This window comes from Peribacillus sp. NPDC096622 (genome assembly GCF_044762665.1).
Taxonomy (GTDB): Bacteria; Bacillota; Bacilli; order Bacillales; family DSM-1321; genus Peribacillus; species Peribacillus frigoritolerans_B.
Genome location: NZ_JBIWES010000003.1, coordinates 272672 through 292049 on the forward strand (window position 1 = coordinate 272672; position 19378 = coordinate 292049).

The 19378-nt window shown below is 36.4% G+C and carries 14 protein-coding genes and 1 pseudogene; 2 read left to right on the plus strand and 13 right to left on the minus strand.

The window, feature by feature from the left end; translation table 11 throughout:
• Window positions 1-197: 197 nt before the first annotated feature.
• The 3 genes from ACIQYG_RS07780 to ACIQYG_RS07790 form a co-directional block, all read right to left on the minus strand.
• Window positions 198-581, minus strand: a complete 384-nt coding sequence (locus ACIQYG_RS07780; RefSeq protein ID WP_402836788.1) for a cupin domain-containing protein — start codon at window positions 579-581, stop codon at window positions 198-200.
• 128 nt (window positions 582-709) lie between these two features.
• Window positions 710-1474 carry a (S)-ureidoglycine aminohydrolase gene (gene allE, locus ACIQYG_RS07785; protein WP_402836790.1) on the minus strand — a complete coding sequence of 255 codons (765 nt, stop codon included), beginning with the start codon at window positions 1472-1474 and terminating at the stop codon, window positions 710-712.
• Window positions 1475-1926: 452 nt separating this feature from the next.
• The gene (locus ACIQYG_RS07790; RefSeq protein ID WP_402836792.1) at window positions 1927-3279 is read right to left on the minus strand and encodes an allantoinase; all 1353 of its coding nucleotides are present in this window, start codon (window positions 3277-3279) and stop codon (window positions 1927-1929) included.
• Between the two features lie 756 nt (window positions 3280-4035).
• Between ACIQYG_RS07790 and ACIQYG_RS07795 the strand changes: the two genes are divergently transcribed.
• Window positions 4036-5688 carry a PucR family transcriptional regulator gene (locus tag ACIQYG_RS07795; RefSeq protein WP_402836794.1) on the plus strand — a complete coding sequence of 551 codons (1653 nt, stop codon included), beginning with the start codon at window positions 4036-4038 and terminating at the stop codon, window positions 5686-5688.
• 466 nt (window positions 5689-6154) lie between these two features.
• Here ACIQYG_RS07795 and ACIQYG_RS07800 read toward each other — a convergent pair whose 3' ends face one another.
• From ACIQYG_RS07800 to ACIQYG_RS07825, 6 genes are all read right to left on the minus strand, one after another.
• Complete coding sequence (locus tag ACIQYG_RS07800) at window positions 6155-7405, minus strand: allantoate amidohydrolase (protein ID WP_402836796.1); 1251 nt, start codon at window positions 7403-7405, stop codon at window positions 6155-6157.
• A 201-nt stretch (window positions 7406-7606) separates the two neighbouring features.
• The gene (locus tag ACIQYG_RS07805) at window positions 7607-8545 is read right to left on the minus strand and encodes a sugar phosphate isomerase/epimerase family protein (RefSeq protein WP_402836797.1); all 939 of its coding nucleotides are present in this window, start codon (window positions 8543-8545) and stop codon (window positions 7607-7609) included.
• Window positions 8546-8687: 142 nt separating this feature from the next.
• Window positions 8688-10445, minus strand: a complete 1758-nt coding sequence (locus ACIQYG_RS07810; protein ID WP_402836799.1) for a thiamine pyrophosphate-binding protein — start codon at window positions 10443-10445, stop codon at window positions 8688-8690.
• Entirely contained in the window at window positions 10446-11900 is a 1455-nt protein-coding gene (locus ACIQYG_RS07815) for a four-carbon acid sugar kinase family protein (protein ID WP_402836801.1), read from the minus strand.
• Window positions 11901-11932: 32 nt separating this feature from the next.
• On the minus strand, window positions 11933-12880 hold the full coding sequence (locus ACIQYG_RS07820; RefSeq protein WP_402836802.1) for a transketolase family protein: 948 nt from the start codon (window positions 12878-12880) through the stop codon (window positions 11933-11935).
• A gap of 1 nt (window position 12881) precedes the next feature.
• Window positions 12882-13706, minus strand: coding sequence for a transketolase (locus ACIQYG_RS07825; RefSeq protein ID WP_402836804.1), 825 nt, complete (start codon window positions 13704-13706; stop codon window positions 12882-12884).
• Window positions 13707-14145: 439 nt separating this feature from the next.
• On the opposite strand from ACIQYG_RS07825, the pseudogene ACIQYG_RS07830 reads away from it, so the two are divergent.
• Window positions 14146-14283 (plus strand): annotated as a pseudogene (locus tag ACIQYG_RS07830) (IS5/IS1182 family transposase); the annotation flags it as partial.
• 92 nt (window positions 14284-14375) lie between these two features.
• Here the strand turns inward: ACIQYG_RS07830 and ACIQYG_RS07835 are convergent.
• From ACIQYG_RS07835 to ACIQYG_RS07850, 4 genes are all read right to left on the minus strand, one after another.
• Window positions 14376-15131 carry an IclR family transcriptional regulator gene (locus tag ACIQYG_RS07835; protein WP_402836805.1) on the minus strand — a complete coding sequence of 252 codons (756 nt, stop codon included), beginning with the start codon at window positions 15129-15131 and terminating at the stop codon, window positions 14376-14378.
• A gap of 166 nt (window positions 15132-15297) precedes the next feature.
• A complete protein-coding gene (gene allB / locus ACIQYG_RS07840; protein WP_402836807.1) occupies window positions 15298-16680 on the minus strand; it encodes an allantoinase AllB in 1383 nt (460 codons plus the stop codon).
• A gap of 134 nt (window positions 16681-16814) precedes the next feature.
• Window positions 16815-18212: an NCS1 family transporter gene (locus ACIQYG_RS07845; protein WP_402836808.1), complete on the minus strand. Its 1398-nt coding sequence runs from the start codon at window positions 18210-18212 to the stop codon at window positions 16815-16817.
• 368 nt (window positions 18213-18580) lie between these two features.
• Window positions 18581-19246, minus strand: a complete 666-nt coding sequence (locus ACIQYG_RS07850; protein WP_402836810.1) for a GntR family transcriptional regulator — start codon at window positions 19244-19246, stop codon at window positions 18581-18583.
• Window positions 19247-19378: the final 132 nt, after the last annotated feature.

A 19378-nucleotide genomic window follows, 5' to 3' on the forward strand; every position in this document is an offset into this window, starting at 1 on the left:
TTGCGAGAATTCTTAAAAGTATTGATTTCCTTTGGAATCCATAGTTTCTTCGTAAAAATTGCAAATCATCTCTTTTTATAAATAAAAATATAAGCGAAGCGCTGTTTTCATTACAATCGCTTCGCCTTAATCACTTTTTTTGTTTTTTGAAAGAAGAAACTTTTATTTTGTAATTGTTTAATAACCTTAGCCTTTTTCTAATATCTTGTTATATCCATAGGCAATGCCCCTGCAGCAAAGCCTACAAACATGAATCGACTGTTTCCTGTATTACGCATTCCATGAATTTGATTAGGCTTGGCCAATACTACCATTCCTTTTCTGATCGTAATCTCATTCTCTAGATCAGGAAAGTATGTTCCTTCCCCCTCAATGCAAACCCAAATATCATCAACATTCGAATGAGAATGTAAAAATACTTCCTGCTCAGGTTCAAGACACCAAACTGCCCCAACAGTTTTATCCGTTTCATAGAAATAATTTTTTTGTGGTGCATTAGAATCGAATTTTGCTATTTTATCGATTTCAAAAACTCTTTCCTCTATTATCGACTTTTTGTTCGAAATTACATTCTGGTCCATATCTCAGCACCTCTTTCATATTTAATGGTTTTGAATTACACTTACCAGATCTCCCTAAAATACAATTCTGCCCGCATTAAATCTCTTGAAGTTGGCATTTACGCATTTCTTCTAATTGATGTGACCTTTTACAAGGATGCATCACGATTACAATCTTTAGAGTAAACATATGTTAAATTTTCTCTGCCTACCGCATAGGCTGCTTGATGTACATATGGACCCATAAAAATGTAATCTCCTTTCTTTACAGGAACCCACTGATTATCCAGATTATACATCCCTTCTCCCGAGAGTAAGTAGGCGCCATGTTCTTGCACATGTGTTTCGATGAATGGATGAGATGCAGCAGGATCAAAGGAAAGAATATGAAAATTCATATCAAAATCTATATCAGCAGGCAATAGATCCTTAAGATGGACATTATGCATATCATCATAAATCCTAAATTCAATTTTGTTCGCATGGTTTGAATAAACCCATGGCCTCCGTCCTTCAAGTGGACGATACTTTTGCTTATATAGGAATAGTTTAGAATCTCCATCCAATTGGTTTTCTAAATACATCTTTGTTCCTGGCGGACAGTATAAATAACCGCTTTCATCGAGGACAAACTCTTGTTCACCTGCAGCAGCTTTTATTTTTCCTTCAATAACATAGACAAATGTCTCTACATCTTCTTGTCCACCAAACCCCTCGCTGTTCTTTCCTTCCTTTTGCATTGTCACAATGTAATCGACAAAGCTTGCTCCAAGCTTTGGAGAACCCAAAATGGAAATGATACAATTCTCAAATCCTGGAACAACATTATTAACCAATCCTTCAGGTGCAATTAAAGCATATTTACCGTGCTCAATTATTGATCTGCTTGCTAATAAATCTTTAGGATAACCCATCTTTTAAACTCTCCTTTTAATCGTATTTTGTGAGCTAATTCATATGACACCAATCAACGTTCATAAGCAGGCGCCATTTGAAAATATGTGAATCATGGTGTGCCCTGTTCCCGCTATAGATTAATTATAATTGAAGCTTCTTTTCATATATTATTAGCTTGTGTTAGAAACAATTAAGTCTCTTATATAAATATTAACCGCTTTCATTTAATTAGTCTTTATGCCTAATCGATAAAAACGTTTTATATTTTTGTTTATTATAGATAAAACATATTATCTTCTTATTTCTTCATCTATGTTTTTCTCTTTTAGGTACTCAGGTCCAAGGTCCTTACAGGCTTCTTTTGCTTTTAAGATTGTGTATGCCTAAAATAAATGACTGAAAGCGACTCATACATAATAAGCTAATAAAATCAATTAAGATTTTCTCAGTCCTTTATTGCTTAACAATCCTAGATTTTAATTTTTTCCACAGTGGTAATGCTTCCATTTTCAAAAACGATTGCCCCATTGACGATCGTTGTCGTTACTTGCCCTTTGAATATCCTGCCAACATAAGGCGACTGTTGATGGCGGTAGAACAAATCTTCCTTTTTCAGCTCGAAGCTTCTGTTCAGATCAACAATCGCCAGATCAGCGTCGCTATCAACGGCTATTATCCCTTTATGGGGATAAAGGCCAAATAACTTAGCTGGATTCGTTGATGTTAATTCAACAATTTTCCCCAGAGGAAGATTACGGTTAAAATGCCCCTCTGTCAACATAATATTGAGCGTAGATTGGGCACCGGAAATCCCACCCCAGGCACTGAAAAAGTCTTCATTTATTACTTCTTTCATAGATGCAGGTGCTGGTGAATGGTCGGATGCTATTACGTCAATTTCACCGTTTGCTACAGCTTCCCATAATTGTTCTACTTCTTCATCATCACGCAGTGGAGGGCAGCATTTTGCCAATCCGCCTTTTTCCTCTAAGTCTTTTAATGTCAAAGATAAATAATGAGGGCATGTTTCTACCGTAATATCTAGGCCTCTTTGCTTTGCCTGATTGATGACATCCACTACTTTCCGGCTGCTCGCATGAACAATATGCAGTTTACAACCTGTAGCTTCAGCATATGAAATTATTCTTCTTACCGCTTCAATCTCGGAAATTATCGGTCTTGATTCGACGAAGTCTTTTGCAGTCGTCTTATTTTGTCTTTGTTTTTCTTGTGCAAGCTGTTCACAAATGACTGTACTTTCAGCATGAACGGCTAAAAGTGAACCTACAGAGGCAATTTCTCTCATCCCTTTAAAAATCGTAATATCATCGACATGATTGAAATCGACAATTCCGCTCGGTGACATAAATGCTTTAAATCCAATTACTCCATTTTCATCAAGTTCCTTAATATTCTCAATATTTTCTGGTATAAGTCCACCCCAAAAGCGGCAATTGACTACCGACTTTTCTTCGGAGCAAGCTCTCTTTAATGCCAAATATTCTTTATTGATTGTTGGCGGTGTACTGTTCAATGGCATATCAAAATAGGTTGTTACCCCACCTGCCGCTAAACTTCTGCTACCAGTTTGAACACCTTCCCACTCAGTTCTGCCTGGCTCGTTGAAATGAACATGAGTATCAATTAATCCTGGGAGGATGTGCTGTCCCTCAGCATTAATTTCTCTTGTTGCTATAGCTTCAATATTTTTTCCGATAGACACTTCTTTAATTTTCCCTTCCTTAATTGCAATATCTCCTTGAACAATCGAATCAAACATTACAAGGTTTCCATTTCTAATGAGTAAATCATATGTAGCCATAGGTTCATTCCTTTCTTCAGAAATCAAATTTTGGTCAATAATGAGTACTTTTCTTCAAAACGTTTATTCCTGCTAAAGTGATTTTTAAATATTCACACTATTTAACTTTCCCATCAATTAATTCCCTTTAACCACATCCTCTCGTTTCTGCACTTTTCTTGAAGTGTATAATACCTGTCCAACCGATAGTCCTAGCGCAAAAAAACCACCAATTGTAACGTAGGATGGAACATTATGAACAGAACCCATCCCTATAGAAAATAGTTCCCTACTTTCCAATTTCCATCTTCGGGTTTTGTTGCCAATAAGTCTCTGCTTAATTCTGTTTCTGCTCCAATGGAGCTTTAGTTTGTTCCAAAAAGTTTCCTCCTCAGCATTGATAGCGCTTACTATCCACCGAAATACAAACTGGAAATATATAAAGGTTTAAAAGGTCTGTTAAGATCTTAGGTGTTAAAAACCCGGCTTCCTATAGTAACCATTGCAAAAAAACGTATGATGCTATGCGCTTCTAAATATAAATATAGTTGCTAAATATAATAAAAACTTGAGATTTATGGAATGTAAAAAAAAATTTTGAAAACAGTTTCCTTAACTTTCAATCCTCTATACAATTGATTATAAGCGGAGTAATTCACAAAATCATTATGCAATGTAAACAATTCCCATTTAAATTTTTGTCCAAATTTAACAACATTCGTTTGCTTCCCTTTCTAGAAATAAAAACTGACAAAATGCAGAATTAGAAGGTGTATGATGAAAAAAGTAGAAGATTTATTTATCGTTGATGTGTTTCGAGAAGCCAAAATTATTGCTGGACATGCCGGACTTAAAAGGAAAGTGGAATCAATTGAGATTTCAGAAACACCAGATGCCATCCATTTTTTAGCTGAGAACTCCCTATTATTGACAACAGGATACGCTTTTAAAGACGATCCTCATGCATTATGTAATCTCATTTCCCAAATTAATGAACTTCCATGTGCAGGGATTGCCATTAAACTTAAAAGATTCATTGATAAGATACCGCCGGATGTAATCGAATTAGCTGACTCATTAGAATTTCCAATTATTCAAATTCCAGAGACATTAACATTAGGTGCGGTTGCTCATCAATTATTAAGCTTTATATGGGATAACCAAATTGAAGAGTTATTTTATGCGATGCATATACACAAGGAATTTACCAATATGATGATAAAAGGTTACAGTCTGAATTCTTTAATTGAAAATCTTGGCTCCCTATTAAAATGTCCTGTTCTCCTACTTGATCCTATTGGTGATGTGACATCCTTTTCTCATCATTTTCGTACAGGAAATATGAAAATCGTTATGAAAAATGTTCAGGAATACATTAAAAGTGATATAGAAACATACCTAGAAAAAAACCAGCTCACAATCGACATCCAAAATACTGACATTTCTATAAAATTGTTTCGGGTGAAAACAATGCGTCCCTATCCATATTTACTAATAATTCTTCATCCTGAGAAGCTTTCATACCCCTCTTCCCAATTAGCTATTGAGCAAGCATCAACAGTCATTTCATTCACGCTGCTTAAAAACGAGGCTATTAGAGAAAACAGTCGTTTGTTAGAAAATAACTTTTTTGCTTCCCTTGTTGATGGAAAGATTTCTAACAAACAAGAAATTATTCATAGGGGAAAACAGCATGGCTTAATCGACAATATGAAATACGCATGCATTGTATGTAAGATTGATGATGATGAACAAAACGCTTTACAAAAAAGTGCAGAAATAATGAATAGATTATACGACTATTTATATAAGTTTTTACATAAATCATTTTTAAAAATAGATACTAACAACATCGTTTTTATGAAAGATGGTTATTTTGTTATTTTGATGCAATCTCCTCTGAATATTAATGATTCGATTAAAGGAATAATAGAAGAAAGGCTGAAGGAATTCCAGAATGAGGTATATTCAAATCTAAAAATTTCGTTGTCGTTTGGAGTTGGTAACTTTTCTAATGACCTAACCTATATCAACCTATCATACGAAGAAGCAGTGGAAGCATGGAAACATGGGTCTGAACTGTTTCAAAATAAATTTATAAACTTTTACGAGACCAAACAATTAATCGAACTGATTCGGTTAATTCCCGAAAAAGATTTAAAAAAATTTTATGAAAATACATTACGTTCTCTATCCTATCCGAAAAATAAAGATGAAAAAGACTTAGTCAATACCTTATTGGTATATTTGGATAATAATTGTGAACTTGCGATTACATCCAGGAAACTGTTTGTTCACCGTAATACCGTTAAATACCGAATTGCCAAATGTGAGGACATATTGAATTATTCCGTCCATGATTCAAAAAACTCACTTCATTTACGTATAGCTTTACTCATGGGTTCAATTTTCAGAGATATCAGTGATTAATAAAAATTGTAATTACTACTAAAGCAGGTATTGACTGAATGTAAACCGCCCGCACAGACAGAGATCAATATGAAGAGTAAATCTCGACTTTATTTTCTGGAAGTGACGCTACAGAATCCTTCGATTATGGAGGAATCCAGGAATTTCAGTGGCTTTTTTATGAACATGTTAAAGAGTCCGACAGAACTCCCTTTGTAACCATTGGATCTGAGTCGATACGCATGACTGTTTCATCGCATGAAGGATACCTGTCTTTAATATACTTTTTATCTAATGAGCTTTTCGAAGGATTCAATCTTATAGAAAAATGCTTCTGATAACAGTTGACTGATTTGTTCAAGAGGTACTAATTGAAATGTATTCATTTTGAAAAAACTCGTGATCCGATACAGGCGGATCACGAGTTTTTTTGTAAGTTCTCTTTTAGTCGATAGTCTTATATACTCTATAAAATCTTTTATGTCACTCAATATTGTTTTGTGGCTATTTTAATTACTGTAGAGTAAAGAACTCTAGCTCCTACACCCATATCTTCTACAGTAACGAATTCATCAGGGTGATGACTAAGACCATCTTTACAACGAACGAAAATCATTGCAACATTCGTTACATCCGCCATAGCCATTGCATCGTGACCAGCACCACTTACAAGACTGATAACGCTACCATCCACTTCGATAATGGACTCTTCGATTACTTTAATCAATTGTTCATCACAGTATACAGGATCGGCTTCCATGACTTGTTCAAAATGAATTTGGAGTCCTCTAGCTTTTGCTACCCTTTCACTTTCAGTTAATATGGCTTCAATAGCTTTTTTCTTACGATCAACATTTAAATCGCGGATATCCAGAGTCCCTGTTACAAGGCCAGGTATTACATTACTAGCACCCGGACTTACAGTAAGTTTACCGATAGTCGCTACTAATGGTTCATTTTGGATAGCGATGTTCTCAATGTAGGAAATAAGATCACTAGCTCCTAAAAGTGCATCTTGTCTAAGGGCAACAGGAACTGTCCCTGCATGTCCAGGTTTCCCGATAATTTCAAAATAAAATCTTGTAGCACCAGCAATCCCACGAACTATTCCGACAGGTTCATTCTCCTTCTCAAGCACTGGCCCCTGTTCGATATGAAGTTCCAAATAGGCGAGAAGTTCTTCTGGATTTCGACTAGCGTTACTAAAAGCATATGGGTCAGCAATACCAATTCCTTTTAACGCTTCGGCAATTGTTATTCCTTGTTCATCTGCTCTTTCTAAATCTTCAGCAGTAAAAGTTCCTGCAATCGCTTTACTACCGAGGAAAGTTGAGTGAAACCGTACTCCTTCCTCATCACAAAAACCCACCACTTCGATTGGATTATATAATATAATGCCATTATCCTTAAGAGTCTGAACAACTTCTATTCCAGTTATAACTCCTAAAATACCGTCATATTTACCTGCTTCAATCACGCTATCTAAATGTGAACCAATCATTAAAACTGGAGCTGTAGGATCTTTCCCTTCATAACGTCCGATTATATTGTTAAGTGCATCTTTTCTTACCGTCATCCCAGCTGCTTTCATCCACTCTTCAACTAGTCTTTCTGCCTTTAAACTTTCCACTGTGAAAGGTAGTCTAGTGACACCAACAGATGTAGATGAACAAGCAGCAAGTTCTTCGATTCTAGTGTTGATTCTTATAGCATCAACATCCTTCTGAAGTTTAACCAATCGATCACTTCCTTGCCAATTTAATCTCTAAGAAAATTTGTTATTTATTACAAAATCCAGTTTTTTAATGCAAAGTCATATTAACACCTTATTTAGTCGTTGCTCAATAGGAATCCTGCATGATAAGCTAATTAAATCTTAGATTAAACGGTGACAAGCAAAAGTGCTTGTCACCGTTTAATCCTTATAGTTATAGACAAGTTAACCAACTAAACGCCCTTTTTTTGAATGTAATAATGACCATGCATCAATGAGGGTACGTTTTGACTGTGCAATTACAATATCTGATGATTCTGTACCTACAGGTTTCACTTCAAAAGCGACTATATTCTTTATACCTTCACCGATGTAACCAATTTCTAATAAAGATCGTAAATACTCCGCTAATTCAGGAACATCAACTTCACTTCCTGGATATCCGAAACGGGGATGCTGATCTCCGTAAGCAGGATCAGAAGTATCTTTAATATAGCAATTTCCGATATGGGCATGGTTAATATAATCACGAGCAACCGTTAATGCATCAGAAGATGTTTCACGTTGCATTGGTAAATGACTTAAATCAAGCATTAAACCGAAAGTGGGATCTACTTTACGAACTTCTTTTGCAACTTCAACAGCAAGTTTATTCGAACCGATTAGACATTTCTTATCAGTCTCATCATCAAATGTTTCAAGTGAGAGTACTAAATCACCTTTAGATTTTGCATAATCGCATAATTCTTTGATAGAATTCGTGAGTAATTGTAAGGCAACATCTTGTTGAGTATCTGGTTTAGCCCCACTTAAGAAACCAAGTTTAGCAGCATTCACTTCGTAAGCCTGGTCAATTCCGCCTTTTACTAAATCGATAGCCCGTCTACGCTCAGCTTCATCAAAAGAATTAAGGTTTCCTTTGTTTCTTAATAAAATCGGTTGTGCACCAAAACCTACAGTCATTCCACCAGATTGTAAAATTTGAGTAGCCTCTTTACGTTCTTCAGGATTGTTAATAGATGTAATTTCAATTCCAGAGAAAAAATCATCTTGTACAATTTTCTTAATTGTTTCAACAGCTGGGCCATCTCCACCCATTGTTTCAGGATAAGCCATAAAGTGAACAATTCCGACTTTCATAGAATTATGAAGATTTGCTGACATTGTTTCGCCGATTATTCGGCTTCCCTCCTTTAATAAACCCATTATTTAAGTTCAGTCAATATTTTTTATTACTAATATGTTTTTTGAAGCAATAGGTTATATCCCATTGCTTCAAAAAAATCACTTCGATCAAGAGTAGTGATTATTTGGAATAATCAATTTTCCCAGAGTATTTGAAGCCGTTAAGTGCACCGTTATTAGAGAATTCGCATGCGTTCTTTGGATCTGGATCAACTATAACTTCGATTAAATATGGTTTACCTGAGTCAACTGCACGTTGCAGAGCTGGTTTGATATCATCATAATGTGTTACAAGCTCACCACGAACACCCATACCTTCAGCCGTTTTAACAAAGTCGATTCCTCGCTCTTCATTATCACATAATTCATTTTTGTAAATTAAGTCCGTAGAAATTTGACGTCCATTATAGAACCAGTTTTGTTGTTGACGAATTAATCCCATTAATGAGTTATTCATACAGAAAATAATGACCGGAATATCATGCTTTGCAGCTGTAGCAATATCTTGCAATGACATCCCTAAGCTTCCATCACCAAGGATGTTTACACTTTGTCTTTCAGGAAATGCAAGTTTCGCTGCCATTGCTGCACCAAGGCCCCAACCCATTGTCCCCGCACCACCAGTTAATAAGTAGGTTCTTGGTACATACGTTTCAAATAATTGAGAGGACCAGATTTGGCTGATACCGCAGTCATGTGATACGAAGGCATCGCGATCCAAGAATTCACGAAGTTCTCGCAATGCACGCTCTTGTCTGATTGGAAGTGTTGTGTAATCCGTTTTACGTGCCCATTTCTTACGCTCTTCAGTTAAGTCAACTTTAGTACCTACTTCGGCAGTTGCAGCTACATGAGCACCAAGTGCTTTATGGGCTTCTGCAAGTTTAACCATGAATGTTTTAACATCAGAAACAATACCTAAAACCGTTGGTACAACTTTACCAATTTCCTTATTATCAAGATTTACATGGATGATTTTCTTACCGTTTTGTGTGAATACCGAAACATTACCAGTTGAACGATCAGCGAAACGTCCGGCTAGGTTGATTACTAAGTCGGCTTCAACAATTGTTTTGTTACCGAATGGAGTATCAAGCATCGTTCCCATACGTCCCGCGAATAAAGGGTGATCATTAGGGAATGTATCCATCCCCATGCCAGAAGTTACTACAGGGATTTGCAGTTCTTCAGCTAACGCTTTCAATTCAATGGTAGCGTTTGCAATGTTGACCCCTCCACCAGAAAGTAAGACCGGTCTTTTAGCATCTTTTAATAATTCCAATGTTTTCTCTATATCAGCGTCAGAAGCTTGTGGTAAGTTATCGACTGGAGTAGAACCGATAAGCACATCTAAGTCGACTTCTATTTCAACTTTTTGTTGATCAACTGGTAAATCAAGAAGAACTGGACCTTTTCTGCCAGTAGTAGCTGTTACCCATGCTTCATGGATAAATTCAGCAGCTTTCGAACCGTCAGTTAAACGGTATGCAGCTTTCGTTACAGGCTTTGCCATTTCAACGATAGGCGCTTCTTGGAATTGCATGGTTCCAATTAAACTATTTTTTTGTTGACCGGTAATGGCTATCATTGGAATGGAATCCATCCATGCACCGTAAAGTCCAGTTAAGAAATTGGTTCCACCAGGACCTGATGTGGCAGCACATACGCCCACTTCACCAGTTGCTCTTGAATAACCATCAGCCATGAAAGCACCCGTTTGTTCGTGACGAACAATATATGATTCAATTTTAGTTAATTCTTTTACTGCATCATAGAATGGTAAAATTGCAGCACCCGGTACACCATAAACATGTTTCACCCCTCTTTTTTCTAAATACAAGGCAATTAACTCAGCAGCTGTCATTTTTTGTTTAGCCATTTATATCTCTCCCTTTTGATCCTTTTTTATATTTTCAAAGATTTGAGCAATTGAATCTTTATCCCCAACGTTGCCTGGAAATACGATATAAGGTGTATCTTTGAACTTAGCTTCACTTCCGGTTAACCATACTGGGACACCGGCGATCGCTTGCCCTAAAATTTTTGCATATTTTATATCTAAGCCGTCAGTTGCCACATCACTCGAAGTTATACCACCTTTTGCAATGATAAATTTCGGCTTTACTTTTAGTGAGCGAATAACTTTAACTAAAGAACTTGAAACAGTTTGACTAATTTTTAAGTTTTCTTCCTTATCTTTCGCACTAATTAAATCCCTACTTGTATAAACAAGCGTATCGCGATTAGAAGAAATATTATGGTCAACTAATTGACATACTCGTGTTAGCTCTTCATTTCTTGTTTCTTTATTTAGAACTTTCACAACATTCATTTCGATTTGTTCAATCGGGTATTTATTCATTAGTTCCTTAATTTGTTCCGTAGTTTTATTCGTGTGGGAACCTACTATAATAAATCCACCATTGTTTTGGTTTTCATCATTTGAAACAATCTCATTAGCTGATAAATATGGACGATCCTGAATTCCCGCAATCGATTTTACAATAGATGCTGCAGTTCTAAACAAGAATTGCTTGCCAGAATCAATTGCTTTAAGGACAGCTAATGATACGATGTCTAAATCATAGTAAGATTTAGCATTTACTATAATAGGAGTATTATTGTTAGCAGATAGTAAAATCTCATAAACTTTATCAATGCCACCATTATGAATATCTTCAAGTGAAATGATCAAAGCCGACTCTGAAGCTACACTTCCATTTGTCTTCTCTTCAATCCATTTCGGCAAATTAGCAGTATTGAAACCGAAAACGGAATCATTCGCAAATTCTGTTTCATTTACTGGGACAAGTTGACCATCCATACCTAAATAATGAATATTATCTATGGTGTAACGATGTGCTTCAAAAAAAGCCGGTATGATTAAATGACCTGAAATTTGTACATCAGCAGTTTTTAATAATTCATCTTGGAGCACATTAATTTCAAGTGGATAATGCCCTCTTAATGTTGAGTCACTTCTACTGATAATTGAATAATTAATGCCCATTTCCTTAGTAACGTCAACAATGTTTTGGACAATCTCTCTATTGATGTTTTCCGTTTTTTCTGCATTATAACTTCTTGTGTTTGTTAAAATATAAAGTACACTTCTCTCATCAGATAATCCTTTTTTAATCCAGTCTTTTCCCCAGTCCGTGATGACAAAAATATCATGTACCGTTTGGACACCAGTTGGATCATCATCTAAAACGATAAACTTATGTTTTGTTTGTTTTAAATGAGCTTGGATTTTAGCACGAAGGCTATCATCCGATTTAGAGAAGAGGTCTAAAGTATCCTTTAAACTTAGATATTGGGTTGCGTTTGACAAAAACCCTCCCCCTTTCATCATCTAAAATGTGATTAACTAGTTACTCTATGTCCTAATAATTCATTTGCAGTAGAAACAATACGGTGTGCTCTTAATTCAAACAAATCAAGTAATTCATCCATTTTTCCTGAAACCCCAAAACGGTCATTTGTACCGATTCTTCTTAATTTAGCCGGTTGGCTTTCTGATAATACTTCAGCAACAGCACTACCTAATCCACCTATAATTGAATGCTCTTCAACTGTGATAACATGTTTTGTTTTCGCAGCAGATGCAATAATGGCTTCTTTATCAATAGGTTTAATTGTATGAATGTGTAAAAGTTCAGCGCTAACACCTTGCTTTTCCAATTCACCTACTGCTTTTAGTGATTCATCAAGCATTATCCCAGTACTGATGATTGTAATATCAGACCCTTCACGGTATTTAATTGCTTTACCTATTTTGAATGGTTCTTCTTTTTTTGTAACGATTGGTACTGGTAATTTGCCAACACGCAGGTAAATTGGTCCGTCATGGTAATAAGCAGCTTCTACTGCTTTTTCCATTTCAACCGCATCAGCTGGAACAATTACAGTCATACGTGGAAGTGAGCGCATTAAAGAAATATCTTCAAGCGGTAAATGTGTTGCACCTTCTTGAGCAGCTGATGTACCAGCGTTATGACCGACAATTTTCACATTGTTATTTGAATAACATACAGAAATTCTCATTTGATCAAATGCACGCCCAGTAAGGAAGTTTGCATAAGCATTCGCAAATGGTACTTTACCTGCTACCGCCATACCAGCTGCAGTACCTACTAAATCACATTCAGAAATACCGATGTTGAAAAAGCGTTCCGGAAATCTATTTTTATATAGATTTGTCATATTTGATTTTGCACAGTCCGCGTCAAGTACCACTAAATTATCATGTTTTTCTCCAAGTCTAATTAGTGCATCAGCAAAACCTTTACGTGGTGCTTCTTGATTTGCCATCTTAAGCCAACTCCTTTAAAGCGATTTCTAATTGCTCATCATTCGGAGCCATTCCATGCCAATCATGTGTATCTTCCATGAATGAAACTCCCTTGCCTTTAACCGTATGAGCTAGAATTGCAGTAGGTCTGCCTTTAGTGCGTTTAGCTTCTTTATACGCTTCATTAACTGCATTAATATCATGACCATCAATTTCAACAACGTGCCAACCGAAAGCTCTAAATTTATCACCAAGATTTTTTACACCTTTTACATTTTCAACAAAATCATCAAGTTGAATTTTGTTCCAGTCGATAATCGCACAAACGTTATCAAGATTGTAATGTGCAGTTGTCATTGCTGCTTCCCATACTTGACCTTCTTGTAATTCTCCATCACCAATCATGCAATATGATCTTCTATTGCTACCATCTAGTTTTGCAATTAATCCAACACCATTAGCTACTGATAATCCTTGACCAAGTGATCCTGAAGATATGTCTACACCTGGAATATGCTCTCCACATGGATGTCCATGTAACCTGCCGTCAACATCCCTGAATGTCATTAACTCTTCAACTGGGAAGAAACCTTTTTCAGCTAATACTGAATAAAATACAGGTGTACAATGACCCTTAGATAGGAAGAAACAATCTCGGTCTTGCCAATCTGGGTTTTTAGGATCAACATTCATGTGTTCAAAAAATAGGACGGACATTAGTTCAGTTGCTGATAAAGAACCACCGGGATGACCACTTCCAGCATGGTTCGTCATTTTAACTATGTGCCGGCGAATCGTTTTCGTTAGATTATTATAAAATTTGCTTTTCTCTTTAGAAAAATCCACTAGTACTCCTCCTTTTAGTCGCGTAATAAGCAACGTAGTTTCATTTAATAATTAAAAAAATAAGCATTTCGTTGCTTATTAACTAACCTTGTTTCTTATTTTGATATTATCACCGTTTTTTGAATATTTCAAGTATTTTCGCCATTAAATTTTTTATAAATATTTTTGAAGGACAAAAGGTCAGAGTGCCTATTCGAAGATAAACTTGAATCAATGAATTTCTACAAAAAAAGAACTGGCCTTATACCAATTCTTTCAGACTGTAAACAATTCGAACGTTGCCTCCAGGCACTCGCTTTCCGAGGGCGGTCCGCCCTCGGCGCCTTCGCGCCTACGGGGTCTCCCCTGAACTCGCTTTTCCCGCAGGAGTCTCGCACCCTCCGTTCCAAGGCAACTTTGTTTTAACTTTTAGAAACCCTTTTTGCCTAAAGTCTCCATTACTACACATGTGAAAGCGAGTGCGAATAAACGGTAATTAAAAAAGAAAATCGTTCGTAAGGAAACAAGAGCTTATCAAGGACACCTTCAAGATGAAATAAATCAAGATCGGACAAACCATGGAAAGAAGCCTTTTCCACCTGATAAATTTGATAAGGAAGAAAAATTCCTAACCCCTTTTGTCTACAAAAAAAAGAATTGGTCTTATACCAATTCTTTTTTTCACATTATTTAATTGTCTGTGTAACCAAGCCTTTTGGAAATCTTTTTACCAATATCCATTATAATTGGTTTAATTTCAGTTAATCTTTCTTCAGTCATTCGGATGCTTGGTCCTGATATACTGACAGCAGCTGTAATTTTCTTCCGATTATCAAAAATTGGCGCTGCAATACAGGTGATTCCTTGTTCATTTTCTTCAACTTCCCTACCAATACCTTCGTTCCTGATTTTTCCCAATTCTTTAAAAAAAGATTCCTTATCTATAATCGTATGTTCAGTATGTTTTGGTAAACCATGCTTGTCAATTATATCTACGATCTCATTTAATGGCAGATGGGCTAAGATTACCTTCCCAACTGCCGTACAATGCATTGGGGCCCGTCTCCCTACTTGTGAATGTGTTCTAAGGGTTTCACTTCCCTCAAGTTTTTCAATATAGATTACCTCTCCTTGATCATATACGGTCAAGTGGATCACTTCATTAATATGTGATTCTAACTCTTCCAGAAAAGGTTTAGCCTGAGTTCTCAAGTCAATAGATTCAAGTAGCATCGAACTTAATTCTAAATATTTATAGCCTAATCTATATTTTTTAGTTTCAGGATTTTGTTCGATGAATCCATGATCTACAAGAGTACTTAATAATCTGAATATAGAGCTTTTATTTAAATCTAGGTTGGAGGCCAGCTCAGTAACCCCAATCCCTTCTTTACGCTTGCTCACTAATGAAATAATTGTTAACGCCCTATCTACTGACTTAACCATTTATATTAACCTCCGATTAAATCCTAAATTACTGATCCTGTTTCTTTATCTTACCACAAGAGCAATCCACAGACATAATACCATTCAAAAAATAAAACAAAAAGAAGGTATGACGCCATTAAGAGCAACTTAAGTGCCCTTTTAGGTCAACCTTCTTTAAATAACTTTATGCTTGTACGAAACTACTTTTTGCCGAAATGAACTTCCCAATTGGATGACTTACTATCCCTTGCTCAAAATCAAATACCAGTTGTCCTCTTACAAACGTTTTCGTCACTCGACAGTTAATTTTTCTTCCAACATAAGGGCTTTGTTGATGACGGTAATACAAATCTTCTGGCTGAATGGTGTATGATTTATTTGGATCAAGGAGAATGATATCAGCGTCATAGGAAACTTTAATGCTTCCTTTATTTCTTAAGTTAAATATTTCTGCAGGTTTTGTCGCAATCATCTTTGAAAATTCACTTACAGAAACCCCACGTTTCTTAACAGCCTCGTCAAACATTAAATCAACATTATTTTGGCAGCCACTAATCCCTCCCCACACATCAAACATATTATTGCTGTTGCTCTGCTTCATTTCTGGAGGACATGGGGAATGGTCTGAGGCCAGGATATCAATTTTCCCCTCCTTAAGAGCTTCCCATAATTTATCTTGTTCTGTTTTAGTGCGAAGCGGTGGGGCGCATTTCGCAACAGGTCCTACCCTTTCAAAGGTTTCAATATCTAACGTGAAATAGTGAGGACACGATTCTATCGTAACCTCTTGGCCTAGTTTACGTGCTTTAAGGATTTCTTCAACAGCCTCTTCACTGCTAATATGAACAAAATGTAATTTACATCCAGTCTCTTTACCTAATAACAAAGCACGTTTTACAGCATCAACCTCAGTAAATATGGGGCGGGACTCAGCATAATCTTTTGCTGTTGTCTTCCCTTGTTTTTTCTTTTCAATTGCCAGTTTATCAGTAAGCTCTGCATTCTCAGCATGTATGGATAAAATATGCCCCAATTCCGATAGTTTTTTCATACCTTGATATAGAGTAAAATCATCAACATTTTTAAAATCTCCAATTTCCTCACTACCACATGTTGCCATAAAACATTTGAAGGCCACAACACCTTCGTTAGAAAGGGCTTCTAAATCTTCGAGATTATCAGGAACTAATCCACCATACAAAGCATAATCAACGTACGCCTTATTTTCAGCAGATTTTAATTTTAAATGCAGTGAACTCTTTGTAGTCGTTGCCGGCAAAGCGTTTAATGGCATATCAACAAATGATGTTGTCCCTCCTGCAGCTAGTGCTTGAGTTCCTGTTACAAACCCTTCCCACTCCGTTCTGCCTGGCTCGCAAATATGGACATGGGCATCTATCATCCCAGGCATGACATATTGATGAGAGGCATCTATAATTTCAGCAGATTCCCCGACTATTTCTTTTGAAATTTCTGCAATTTTACCATTAAGTATACCGATATCCAGTTGTTCTACTGAATTTTCAAATACTACATTTCCGTTCTTTATAACTAAATCAAACTTCATTCTCCCAACCCCCTTTTTTGAAATTTTCTGTATATTGGCATTACTCAACTGCCTTGTTTATTTCATCCTCAGATTGCATCAATCCATTATAAATAGACAGAGAGAATAACCCCAGGAAACATAGAAATACAGGTTTACTTTTCAAAAATAGTACCCTTTTTGAATTTTGAATTTTTAAATGCAAATTTCATCAAAAGCAAATATGCAATGCCTGCCACAACAACGCCGATAATCCATGCCAGCTCCACTTTCACACAGGCTGCACCGGCGCCGATAAGCAATGCAAGCACCGCTGCTGGATTATACCCGGCAAATGGACCGTCTTCCTTATACAAGTCTGCAACATTTACCTTTTGCTTTCTTAATATATAATATTCCACTAATAATATAGAAACAATCGGTCCTAGAAATGCGGAATATATAAGAATGAAGATTCCAAGACCCTTTGCCGAAGAATCCTGCACAAGAACCCAAGGGAATGAGCAAAATGCAAGCAGTCCGGTTATGGTAACTGCAGGTTTATATTTCATTTTTGTAAGCAATGTAATAACATAGGTTGGCGGAATAATATTGGCAACCATGTTTACTGCAACCGCACCCAAAACAATAAATGCGGATACAAAGAGTGTAATGTAAGAGTTATCCACCACGACCGCAAACGCTTTCACAGGATTATTGATGCCGGTTGCAGAAGCAAGCATTCCACCGATTGTAAGTGTCAAGCCGTACGCCATTAAAATAGGAAGAAAGTACAAAAACCCGCGTTTTGTGTCGCTAATACCAGACTTTAGCTCTCTTGAATAGTCCGCTGCACTTAAAAAGATAGCCGCATAATTTCCCATAAACATCATGATCAATGCAAAGAAAGGCAAGCCCCATGATCCTTCTGCATGAACCCATGTTTCTGCAATAACATCGCTATAGGAAGTTAGTAGAACGCCAAATACATAGAGAAGCGCTAGTACAATAACAATAGACGCAAGCGTTTCCACCCATTTAATGGCATGGAATCCATACAGCGAAAGCCCAATTTGCACCAACTGTAGCACTACAAAGCAAATGGCAACATTATCAAAGGCGCCGCCTGTAATAATCTTCGCAATTTCATTTAAGGCAGTACCGCCAATCCAACTTTGAAAACCGTACCAAACGATGGCGGGAATACCGCGCATCAGTGATGATATTACGGAACCTTTAAGCCCAAAGGACATTCTAAGCTGTACAACATATGGTATTCCCGTTCTGTATCCGAGCCTGTCATTTAAAGCAAAAACAGTTGAAATGATACCAATTGCCATGATAGCTGCGGCAAATGTCTGAAAGATGTTTAACGTAGCGATTCCCGCTACAATCATACTGGCTCCAAGCGTCATATTACCTAGATTAACACCGTCACCAACCCACATGAAAATATAGTCTAACGGACTTACCGTCCTACCCTCCTCGGTTTTTGGATTAAGTGATTCATCCACACCCGTATCATGTTGGATCTGCGTTTCTTGTGGAACGTAATTTTCTAAATTTGTAGACATGATACATCCAACCCCTTTTTTATGGTTTGCCGCATTTTAATGCATTGGTTAACAGGTTAGGTCTTAGATGTTTGCCGAGGCTATAATATGATACAATCTTTCTTCTAAGTGTTCTTTTCTGTTCTTCATTCAAAGGAAATAAAATGCGAATTTGTTTTGTTAAAAGTACTATTTCCCATCGATCCTCCACCATCTTAATGTGTTTGAATCGAGGTATTGTCGCGCATTAAACAACAACGTTCCTTGAAAATCACAAAAAAAACAGCATGAAAACTACATTTAATTTGGAAAATGATTTCGATGAACTGTATCACCTCCTTAAAAACCCCATCAGTAAGCGCTTTCAATGAATCATTTATCAATTTACATTAAAGAAATATATCTGACAAGGAAGACGAGATTTGTAATTCCTCATTAAAATGAAGATTCGACTCAATTTCACTAAGATGAATGAGAGATAAGTGTTCTGCAAGGTCACCATCCCTTTGCTTAATAGCATTAAAAATTTGAAAATGATCGTGATAACCACATGTTTCCATTCCCCCTCTTCCATAGATTGCTATAATCACATAAGTTAGGGAAATTAAATCTTCGAGATATTGATAAAAATACGAATTTCCTGCGAATTCAGCTATTTTCAAATGAAAATCCCCAGATACTTTTAAAGATTCATAAAAATCCCGACTACCATAAATATGTCGTTCTTCCTCAACTAGAGTCTCTAGTTCTTGTAATTGTTCCTCGTCAAAGAGTCTGCATGCTCTTCGCACTGCTTCCCCTTCTAAGATTCTCCTCATTTCAAATACTTCTTTTGCTTCTTCAATTGTTGAACAAGAGACAAAGGTACCTTTATGCTCTTTAATTTTCACCAATTTTTCATATTCCAATCTGCGCAGAACATTACGGACAGGGGTACGGCTAACGCCAAACGATTCAGCAAGATCCTTTTCTATTAATTGCATATTGGGCCGAAGCCTTTGCTGGATAATAGCTTGCTTGATTTTTTTATAGATATCTATTTCTAAACTATTCAAAACTTTATACCTCCTCTCAGAAAAATTCAAAATTGAATGCAGTATTGTATACAATACAGGGTAAAAAAAATTTGAATGGGATAATTATTTGATACTTAATTTTATACAATCTGGTTCATTTAAATTAAGTTG

What these genes read in the sequence shown, in the direction of transcription:
- ACIQYG_RS07780 (WP_402836788.1), bottom strand. Translation starts at nt 581, where the DNA reads ATGGACCAGAATGTAATTTCGAACAAAAAGTCGATAATAGAGGAAAGA.
- allE (WP_402836790.1), bottom strand. Translation starts at nt 1,474, where the DNA reads ATGGGTTATCCTAAAGATTTATTAGCAAGCAGATCAATAATTGAGCAC.
- ACIQYG_RS07790 (WP_402836792.1), bottom strand. Translation starts at nt 3,279, where the DNA reads ATGGCTACATATGATTTACTCATTAGAAATGGAAACCTTGTAATGTTT.
- ACIQYG_RS07795 (WP_402836794.1), top strand. Translation starts at nt 4,036, where the DNA reads ATGAAAAAAGTAGAAGATTTATTTATCGTTGATGTGTTTCGAGAAGCC.
- ACIQYG_RS07805 (WP_402836797.1), bottom strand. Translation starts at nt 8,545, where the DNA reads ATGTCAGCAAATCTTCATAATTCTATGAAAGTCGGAATTGTTCACTTT.
- ACIQYG_RS07810 (WP_402836799.1), bottom strand. Translation starts at nt 10,445, where the DNA reads ATGGCTAAACAAAAAATGACAGCTGCTGAGTTAATTGCCTTGTATTTA.
- ACIQYG_RS07820 (WP_402836802.1), bottom strand. Translation starts at nt 12,880, where the DNA reads ATGGCAAATCAAGAAGCACCACGTAAAGGTTTTGCTGATGCACTAATT.
- ACIQYG_RS07835 (WP_402836805.1), bottom strand. Translation starts at nt 15,131, where the DNA reads ATGGTTAAGTCAGTAGATAGGGCGTTAACAATTATTTCATTAGTGAGC.
- allB (WP_402836807.1), bottom strand. Translation starts at nt 16,680, where the DNA reads ATGAAGTTTGATTTAGTTATAAAGAACGGAAATGTAGTATTTGAAAAT.
- ACIQYG_RS07845 (WP_402836808.1), bottom strand. Translation starts at nt 18,212, where the DNA reads ATGTCTACAAATTTAGAAAATTACGTTCCACAAGAAACGCAGATCCAA.